We start from the raw sequence: 9,258 nt of genomic DNA, 5'->3' as shown, positions 1-9,258 counted from the left end.
CCCGGTGCGCACCGAGATGCTCGACGCGGCGACGCTGCGCGAACGCCATGCCCGAAACACGGCGACCCTGGCGCAGATGACCGACGCCGATTCGTGGACGCGCCACGGAGACGCCATCGTGCACGATCTGGGCATCGTCCCCCCTGGGCTGCTCGAGAAGGCGAAACAAGAAGGCGTACGCATCTATGTGCTTCCTGAAGGGGCCACCCAGGTTCCCGCGCGGCTGTTCGCCGAAGACGCCGCCGTGCCACAGCCGGAAGCGCGCGCTGTGGTGGTGGCGCGCGCCGATGCCTTCACGCTCAACGGCACCGACCCCATCGACGCCCCTCCGCGCGACCGACAGACCCTGGCCGACGTGGCTCGCGCGCGCGGCGCAGCGACCCCCGCCGAGATCGACCTCTTCGTGGCGCAGGCTTCGTCGCTGAACACCCTTCGCCCCGATGCGCCGCTCACGGCAGGCCAGTCGGTGCGCCTGCCCGACATCCACTTCTATCAGGGTCAGCGCTACACCGCACAGACCCTGCGCGACATCGAGCAGATGAACCGATCGCTCACGAGCAGCGCGGGCTTCTTCCGGTTCTGGGAAGACGGGCGGTTCCGCCCCGTGCTCGTGGTCAAGGAGAAGCATCTCTGCGAGCGCAAGGACCAGGCCAGCCAGAAGCGCGTGCTGCTGCACGAGCTCGGACACGTGGCCGAGTTCCTGGCGCTGCATGACCCCGCCACGCGTGCCGATCACGAAGCGGCGATGCGCGCGATTCGTGCCTCCGCCGCCCGCAATCCGTCAGAGATGCTCACGACCTACGCACGCGTGCACCCCGCCGAGCAGTACGCCGACGCCTTCGAAGCCTGGTTCACCGCCGATCGCCCCGGCCTTCCGATCACCGCTGAGCAGGCCAATGAAGCGGCCCTGCGCGCAGCCAACCCTCGCCTGCTCGAGCGCATCGAAGCAGACCTCGCGCGCTACGACCGCTGACCGGGTTCGCCCCGCACCGCAGGCCCCCGATGCAACCGTGATCGATCAGTCGCGCTCGGGCTCCAGGTAGGGCTCAGACGGCTCGAAGCGCACGTTCACCAGGCTCTTCACCACGTCGGCCGTGACCCGCCCTGCCAGCTGACCGAGCAAGCCGAGCGCCGCGGTGCCGAAACGCCCCATGCGTCGCTCGCGGGCAACGGCAAGACCCAGCGCAAGGCCGACCAGTCGCACGCCCGGCCGCCAGAAACGCGAGGCGCTGAGACCGCGCACGGCAGACGCCAGCGGAGTGAGCCTCGCCTGCTGGGCGGGAAAGCGCCCCTTCTCCGGTTGGGTCAAGATGCAGGGCGTGTCGCGCAGCGCATGACGCGCGGTGAGGAAGATGGGGGCCGTGCGCGGGATTGCCGCCGCGAGGTTCGGAACCACACCAGGGATGATCCAGTTCCACATGCGCTCGCGCCACGGCAGCGCGGCGTTGATCTCGCGGATGGCCGTGGTGAGGCACGAGTTGGTGAGCGTGTTGTAGAACTGGGGCTTGGCGGCGGTGGCGCGACGCAGGGCCGCCACGAGCATCTCCCGCTTCTGGGTCTCGGTGAGGGCCAGGATGTGGCGAATGATCTTGTGCCCTTCACCTCGACAGGTCTTCTGCACCACGTCTGACCACGTTCCCACCTGAATCATCATCGGATACGTCCGGCACATTCCCGCAACCAGGCTGAACGACTGTCCCACGCGAAGGTGCGCCTCGGCCGAGATCACCAACGCGCTATCGGTCTGACCGAACCGGTTTCGCACGGGTGACTCCGGAGCCAGCTCGAAGACGAGAAACGAGTGCGCCGCAATCCACTCCGGGGGGAACGGCTCGATGGCGATCGAGACATTGACGACCCGCTTTGCGTCAACGACGGCGTCGCAGAAGCGACCCACCCACGCTTCGTAGGGACCACGCTCGTCGAACCCCCAGCGCACCCCCTCGAGATGAAAGACATCATCGGACTCGGAGACCAGGCGCGCAGCGCCTTGGCGCGGATCGAACGGTGGTTGCATGCAGTGCATGTTGTCTCTCGACAGGCAGGCTCCTGTGCACACCGCGGGTCACGGCCTCAGGTGCCAGACGCCCTCATTGGTTGACAACCAGAGACCGCCATCGCCATCGCTCTCCATGGCAAGCACCCCCGGAGACAGCGCCGTGCTCCCCGCGCGTCGCAGCGACCAGGTTGCGATGCGACGCCCATCCGGGGCAAGACGCATCATGGCTGAAGGCACCTTGCCATCGGTCTCGTGCTCGAGCCACACCTCGCCCCGATGATCTACCATCAGCGCGCCGCACGCGTCCGCACGAGATCCGCGCCAGATGACATCGAGCGATCGTCCTGTCCAGCGGCGCAGGGTGCCGTCGAACGCCGTTACATACACACCGCCAGCTCCCGCCGCCAGCTTGCTGAAATAGCCGTCTGCCACGCGCGCGAAGCGTCGGTTGTGATAGCGCACGAGATGGCGCGTGGCGGACGTGAGCCAGAGGTCTCCCCGCGCATCGAGAGCGGCATCGAAGATCCAGTACCGTGGAGAGCGCCGCTCACCGCGCTCGCGCCGGCGGTTCTCGAGGGGCGTGCCGGCAAGCTCGACGGGCCTGGCGCGCTGCGCGTCGGCTTCGATCACCTCGTCGTCACAGACGAGCCACGCCCGCCCATCGGCGCCGGCCAGCAACGTCCGCGCGCGGCGCCGCGCATTCAGCGACAGGGGCAGCGTCGTGAGCCCCGTGTCGCTGCATCGCATCAACACGTCTCTGCCGCTCGCCCAGACGACGCCATCGCTTCCCACGGCCAGAAGCTCGAGCGCCACTGAGGGACCGACGCGCTCAAAGCGACTCGATCCCGCGGAGAGCCGATGCAGGCCCTTGTCGGTGGCCGCCCACAGACAGCCGTCTCGACCACACCGCAAGGCCGCGATGTGGTCGCCGGCCAGGCCGCTCGAGGCCCCCCGCATCAACGTCACCGTCACGGGCTTGCCCAGCGAGATGCGCGCCGCGCCCAGCCATGCGTCCACGCCACCGGGGTTCGTGAGGGAGACCACGAGCCCCGCCGGGGTGAGCGCAAGCGCACGAGCGAAAGGGGAAGGGAGACCTTCCGCGGTCGACACCACCGCGATGGACGAGGGGGACGGTTGGGACACTGCCAGGCCGCGGAGGGCGAGCGTCAGCAGGGCGACCACGAGCGTGAGACGACGAAAGCAATTCACAGGTGTGTGCTTCGACCTCGCGCGGGCGGAGTCCGCTCGGCCCTTCCAGAAGCTCCACGGCCGCCGATTTTCGCGCAAACGCCGACCGCCGGCTGCCTCTGTCGCGCAAACGCCGACCGCCGGCTGCTTCTGTCGCGCAAACGCCGACCGCCGGCTGCCTCTGTCGCGCAAAAGCCGATGGGCCCGAGGCATTCCCAGCGCGTCCCACTCCCGTCTGGCAGCCAGGTTTTTGTGAACTGCTGCGATGGCGGGCCTGCATTGGCAATGTCGCTTCAGTGAATAAGACAAACCAACAACTTGAGCACCACATCGCCGCATTCTCTTCTGCGCTGCCCAAAAAAAGAAGCCGCGAGCGTTACCCAAAGCGGGTATTGCACCAGAGAAAACGAGAGGCACGGGTGTGGGCGCCACCGTTTGCGACTTCCTGTCCCACGTCTCTGCGGAGGCGCTCGACAGGCGCAACGCCGAGTACATGGGGGCGGCAGTCGCGGACTTCATCTCCTCGCAGAGCACGGTCTTCGCTCACCAACCTCGATAACGATGCCCGCGGCATCGAGTATTTCCACGGGCACCTAGTCACCGCCGAAGAGACGAGCGCATTCTCGTGAATAGAAGCCCAGATGGGCTTATACTCGTCACTAGAAGCCTAAATGGGCTTATACTTGCAGAACGTGGTGAGCGGCGCGAGCACGACGGCGGCGCGAGGACGACGGCGGCGCGAGCACGACGGCGACGCGAGGACGCACCGTCCGCGCCGTCCGCGCCGTGGGACCCGTCCGGTGCGGGAGGTCTGTGCGCTCTGAAGCAGCGCATCTCCCCGAAAGCAGACGCGAACGATCGAAGGTTGACAAAAGATTCAGACTCTTTCCAACCCACGTGGGTATCCTCACGGTGCGCCTCCTGAAGCCAGGAGCATTCCTTTGAGAAGAGGCCTCCCGTGAAGAGCTCCGTCGGTCGCGTCACGCCCGCCACTCCCCCGTCTCGTGCAGCGCAAGCGCCTACGTCATCCGGCATGGCGATGATCGCAACGCGCACCGCGGCCGCTCCACCTTCTCCCACCCCATCGGTTGGCGAAGGTCCTCTCACCTTGCAAGACACCTGGAGCAAATCCGTCGAGGGAGTGCGCACCCCTGTCTCGTTGGCCATCTCGCCCGACGGCGGTCGAGCCCTCACGCACGGCCTGTATGGCGGACTTGCGGCTTTTGATCCCAAGTGCGGCGATGTGCTGTGGAGCCAGGCGTGCGATCGATTGGCTGGCGCCCCCGTCTTCTCGAACGACGGCGCATCAATCGTGACGCTCAGCAACAAGGGCAAGCTTCTCTGCGTGGACACCACATCCGGCGAGAAGCGCTGGGAGAGCGCCCTCGACACAGCCTTCGGCAACACCCCCACCCTGGGAAGAGACGGGTCCATCTACCTTCGCAGCAATGACAACCGCGTGTTTCGGTGCGATGGCGATGACGGACACGTCATCTACGCCACCTCCTTCGAGGCCAACCTCAAGGCCGGCCCCCTGGTTGCACGAGACGGCGCCGCATTTGTTCTCGACTGGAACAACACGATCCACGTCCTGGAGCCCGACGGATCGATTCGCTGGAAAGAACATGAAAAATTCAACCATCAGAGCTGGGCCCTGGGAGATGACGACACCCTCTACGTGAGCCGTCTGTGGGGTTCGATCTCGGCGCGCAACCCGATGAACGGCGAGCTCGTGTGGGACGTGCATCCACCTGTGGGGAGCCACCCCGCGGGCGGCTCCCCCAACATCATGGTGACCCGCCCGTCTCCCCCCGACCCTGCCGACCCTCGTGCTCTCTTCACCGCCGATCACGCACACGTGCTCGTGGGCAGCGATCGCGGATTCGTCTACTCGCTCGATGGTCGCAACGGCAATCTCGAGTGGACCAGCCAGCAGACCCTGTTCAAGCGCCCCACGCCGCAGGCTCTACCCGACGGTACCGTGGTCGCGCCCGCGGACGGCTCGAAGGTGTTCGGGCTCGATCCCCGCGACGGCGAGGTTCTCTGGCAGTGGCACATGCCCACCGCGAAGTACACAGGCCCACGCGCCGGCGCGGGCGGACGTCTGCTCTGGCTCGACGACCAGGGCACAATCCACATGGCCGAACCCCCGCGAGGCCGATGGACCGTAGAGGCGAGCGCGCGAACGGCCACTGCACCGCAGGCGGCGGATCGTGACAACACCGAGGCGCCCACGCCCGCCATTCAGGTCGGCGACGGGTGGATCATCGTGGGAGGCGTGCGCATTCCCACGCACGCCTGATCGCAACCGACGATGACGCGCAAGCCTACGCCATCGGGAAGGCCACCAACGGGCAGACCATCGAGCCTGGCGCAGAAAAGCTCTCCGACGTGACCATTCTGAACTGCAGCGGCTGGGACTACAGCGGCCACCGCAGGGTGACCCTGTGGAAGATCGAGCCGAGCGGCAACAAATTCGAGGGACAGTGGTACATCGACACTCTCGCTGCAGGTCAGACGACCCACTTCTCGCTGAGCGCTCCACTGGGGGACGGCTGCTACCCGCTCTCCATCTTCCAAGGTGACGCAAATGCTGCCAATGACACGTGCAAGGTCACGTTCTATACGCCCGTGAACTGAGGTTCGCAAGAGACCTTGCGGACATGCGTGATGCTGCGCCGCTGCGCTGTCGCAGCGGCGAGACCGACCTCATGCGCATCGCATCCTACCCTACCCGACCAGCAACGCCCGATGCGCCTCGAGCGCACGGGCTGCGAGGGGGCGTAGCGCAGGGGTGAGGTCGCCGTCGTCAGTGCCGCTGCCACTCAGAGAGACGGCTCGCGGGCATCACCTGCACCGCGGTGACCTTGTACTCGGGGCAGTTGGTGGCCCAGTCCGACGACTCGGTGGTCACCACGTTGGCCCCCGATTCGGGGAAGTGGAAGGTGGTGTACACCACCCCCGGCTGCACCTTCTCGGTGACCACCGCGCGCAGCACCGTGTCGCCTGCGCGAGAGGCGAGTCCCACCATGTCGCCATCGTGAATGCCACGATCGTCGGCGTCGTGCGGGTGGATCTCGAGCAGATCTTCGCCGTACCAGCGCGCGTTCTCGGTGCGGCGCGTCTGGGCGCCCACGTTGTACTGGGTGAGCACGCGGCCCGTGGTGAGCAGCAGCGGGTACTTGCGTGTCACGCGCTCTTCGGTGGCCACATACTGGGTGATGAGAAACTTTCCCTTGCCGCGCACGAACGCATCGACATGCATGATGGGTGTGCCTTCCGGCGCCGCGTCATTGCAGGGCCACTGGATGCTGCCGAGCCGATCGATCTTCTCGTAGGTGACGCCGGCAAACGTCGGCGTGAGGGCCGCAATCTCAGCCATGATCTCTGACGGGTGGCTGTAGCGCATCGGGTAACCAAGCGCGTTCGATAGCGCCACAGTGATCTCCCAGTCGGCCTTCCCGGAGCGTGATGGCATGACCTTGCGCACGCGCGAGATGCGCCTCTCGGCGTTGGTGAAGGTACCGTCCTTCTCGAGGAAGGTGGAGCCCGGGAGGAAGACGTGGGCGTACTTCGCGGTCTCGTTGAGGAAGATGTCCTGCACCACGATGCACTCCATCAGTGACAGCGCGGCCGCGACGTGGGTGATGTTGGGATCGGACTGGGCGATGTCCTCGCCCTGGCAGTAGAGCCCCTTGAAGCTGCCGTCGAGCGCCGCATCGAACATGTTGGGGATGCGAAGCCCCGGCTCGGGCTGCAGCGTCACGCCCCAGACCGCCTCGAATGCGCCGCGCACCGTCGCGTCAGACACGTGACGATACCCCGGCAGCTCGTGGGGGAACGACCCCATGTCGCACGAGCCCTGCACGTTGTTCTGCCCGCGCAGCGGGTTGATGCCCACGCCCAGGCGCCCCACGTTTCCGGTGAGCATGGCCAGATTGGCGATGCCCATCACCGCGGTCGATCCTTGCGCGTGCTCGGTGACGCCGAGCCCATAGTAGATGGCGGCGTTGCCGCCGCTTGCGTACAGGCGCGCGGCCTTGCGCAGGGTCTCGGCGTCGACCCCGATCTCCGGCGCCAGCGCCTCGGGCGCGTTCTCTTCTCTGGTGACCCAGGCGCGCCAGTCGTCAAAGGCCTTCGACTCGCAGCGCTCAGCCACGAACGCGGTGTTGTGCAGCCCCTCGGTCACGATCACGTGGGCCAGGGCGCTCAGCACCGCAACGTTGGTGCCCGGGCGCAGCGCGATGTGCACGTCGGCCTTGATGTGTGGCGCATCGACCAGCTCGATGGCCCGGGGGTCGATGACGATGAGCCGGGCCCCCTCGCGCAGGCGGCGCTTCATGCGCGACGCGAACACCGGGTGGGCCTCGGTGGGGTTGGCCCCCATCACCACGATGACATCGGCGTGCGCCACCGACTCGAAGGTCTGGGTGCCCGCCGATTCGCCGATGGTCTGCTTCAAGCCGAAGCCGGTGGGCGAGTGGCAGACACGGGCGCACGTATCGACATTGTTGTTTCCGAACGCGGCGCGCACCAGCTTCTGCACAAGGTAGTCTTCTTCATTGGTGCAACGCGACGAGGTGATGCCGCCGATGGCATTGCGACCGTACTTGTCTTGAATGCGACGAAACTCGGAGGCTGCGTAGGCAAGCGCCTCTTCCCATGACACCTCGCGCCAGGGGTCGTGTATGCTCTTGCGGATCATGGGCGTGAGCACCCGATCGGGATGCGTCGCGTACCCCCACGCGAAGCGCCCCTTCACGCACGAGTGCCCTTCGTTGGCCTTGCCCGACTTCTCGGGCACCATGCGCACCACCCGCGTGCCCTGCATCTCGGCGCGGAACGAGCACCCCACGCCGCAGTAGGCGCAGGTGGTGACCACGCTGTGGTCAGGCTGGCCGTGGGCGATGATCGACTTCTCGGTGAGGGTGGCGGTGGGGCAGGCCTGCACGCAGGCGCCGCACGACACGCACTCTGAGTCGAAGAACGGCTGGTTCTGGCTTGCGGCAACCCGCGAGCCGAAGCCGCGGCCATCGATGGTGAGGGCGAAGGTGCCCTGCGTCTCCTCGCAGGCACGCACGCAGCGGCTGCACACGATGCACTTCGACGGATCGTAGGTGAAGTAGGGGTTCGACTCGTCTTTCTGCTCGTGGGTGTGGCTGGCGCCGTCAAGGCCATAGCGCACCTCGCGCAACCCCACCACGCCGGCCATGTCTTGAAGCTCGCAGTTGCCGTTGGTCGGACAGGTGAGACAGTCGAGCGGGTGGTCGGAGATGTAGAGCTCCATCACCCCGCGGCGCAGCTTCGACAATGTCTCTGACTGGGTGCGCACCTTCATGCCCGGCTCGACCGGCGTGGTGCACGACGCGGGAGTGCCGCGCCGGCCGTCGATCTCGACCAGGCAGAGGCGACACGAGCCGAACGGCTCGAGCGAGTCGGTGGCGCACAGCTTCGGAACGCGCACCCCCGCTTCGGCAGCGGCACGCATGACCGACGTGCCCACAGGCACCGTTACCGGCGCGCCGTCGATCTCGAGGGTCACCTGCGTGTCAGACGTGCGCTGGGGAGTACCGTAATCGACGACCTCGCGCGACTGCATCTTGATTTCTCCTTCGTCTTGTCGCTCGCCCGTCTTTCTCGGGCGGGGTCAGGGTGGGGCTCAGGTCACCGACGCCGAGGGGGCGTCTGCCGGCTGCAGCCCGAAGTCGGCGGGAAACTTCCGCACCGCGGAAAGCACGGGATTGGGGGTCATGCCTCCCATGGCGCAGAGCGAGGCGCTCGTCATGGTCGCACAGAGATCGTCGAGCACGACGGCCTCGCGCGCCCGCCCCTCGCCGGCGATGATGCGATCGATGACCTCGACCCCGCGCACCGCGCCGATGCGGCAGGGGGTGCACTTGCCGCACGACTCGAGGGCGCAGAACGCCATGGCGTAGCGCGCCTGCCGGGCCATGTCGACCGTGTCATCGAACACCACCAGGCCTCCGTGACCGAGCGTGCCGCCGATGCCCGCCAGCGCCTCGTAGTCGAGGGGCGTGTCGAGCTCGTCGGCGCTCAGGTAGGCTCCCAGC

At 66.8% G+C, this 9,258-nt stretch carries 7 protein-coding genes; 3 read left to right on the top strand and 4 right to left on the bottom strand.

All coding sequences use genetic code 11. From position 1 onward, the window contains the following. Positions 1 to 4: 4 nt before the first annotated feature. Complete coding sequence (locus EB084_13190; GenBank protein NDD29212.1) at positions 5 to 973, top strand: hypothetical protein; 969 nt, start codon at positions 5 to 7, stop codon at positions 971 to 973. A gap of 45 nt (positions 974 to 1,018) precedes the next feature. On the opposite strand, the gene EB084_13185 is transcribed toward EB084_13190, so the two are convergent. Both EB084_13185 and EB084_13180 read right to left on the bottom strand, forming a co-directional pair. Continuing rightward, complete coding sequence (locus EB084_13185) at positions 1,019 to 2,026, bottom strand: DUF4105 domain-containing protein (protein ID NDD29211.1); 1,008 nt, start codon at positions 2,024 to 2,026, stop codon at positions 1,019 to 1,021. Between the two features lie 39 nt (positions 2,027 to 2,065). Continuing rightward, positions 2,066 to 3,208: a hypothetical protein gene (locus tag EB084_13180; GenBank protein ID NDD29210.1), complete on the bottom strand. Its 1,143-nt coding sequence runs from the start codon at positions 3,206 to 3,208 to the stop codon at positions 2,066 to 2,068. Positions 3,209 to 4,220: 1,012 nt separating this feature from the next. Here EB084_13180 and EB084_13175 point away from each other — a divergent pair. Together EB084_13175 and EB084_13170 are read left to right on the top strand one after the other, a co-directional pair. Continuing rightward, the gene (locus EB084_13175) at positions 4,221 to 5,489 is read left to right on the top strand and encodes a hypothetical protein (GenBank protein ID NDD29209.1); all 1,269 of its coding nucleotides are present in this window, start codon (positions 4,221 to 4,223) and stop codon (positions 5,487 to 5,489) included. Further along, positions 5,447 to 5,827: a hypothetical protein gene (locus EB084_13170; GenBank protein NDD29208.1), complete on the top strand. Its 381-nt coding sequence runs from the start codon at positions 5,447 to 5,449 to the stop codon at positions 5,825 to 5,827. Before EB084_13175 ends, EB084_13170 begins: the two co-directional genes overlap by 43 nt. A gap of 169 nt (positions 5,828 to 5,996) precedes the next feature. On the opposite strand, the gene EB084_13165 is transcribed toward EB084_13170, so the two are convergent. After that, complete coding sequence (locus tag EB084_13165) at positions 5,997 to 8,786, bottom strand: formate dehydrogenase subunit alpha (GenBank protein NDD29207.1); 2,790 nt, start codon at positions 8,784 to 8,786, stop codon at positions 5,997 to 5,999. 60 nt (positions 8,787 to 8,846) lie between these two features. Further along, positions 8,847 to 9,258 (bottom strand): formate dehydrogenase (locus EB084_13160; GenBank protein ID NDD29206.1); only part of this gene is annotated, 412 nt, incomplete at its 5' end.

The organism is Pseudomonadota bacterium (assembly GCA_010028905.1).
GTDB lineage: Bacteria > Vulcanimicrobiota > Xenobia > RGZZ01 > RGZZ01 > RGZZ01.
The sequence above is the reverse complement of the archived record's forward strand: the minus strand, read 5'-3'. Positions and strand labels throughout refer to the sequence as shown.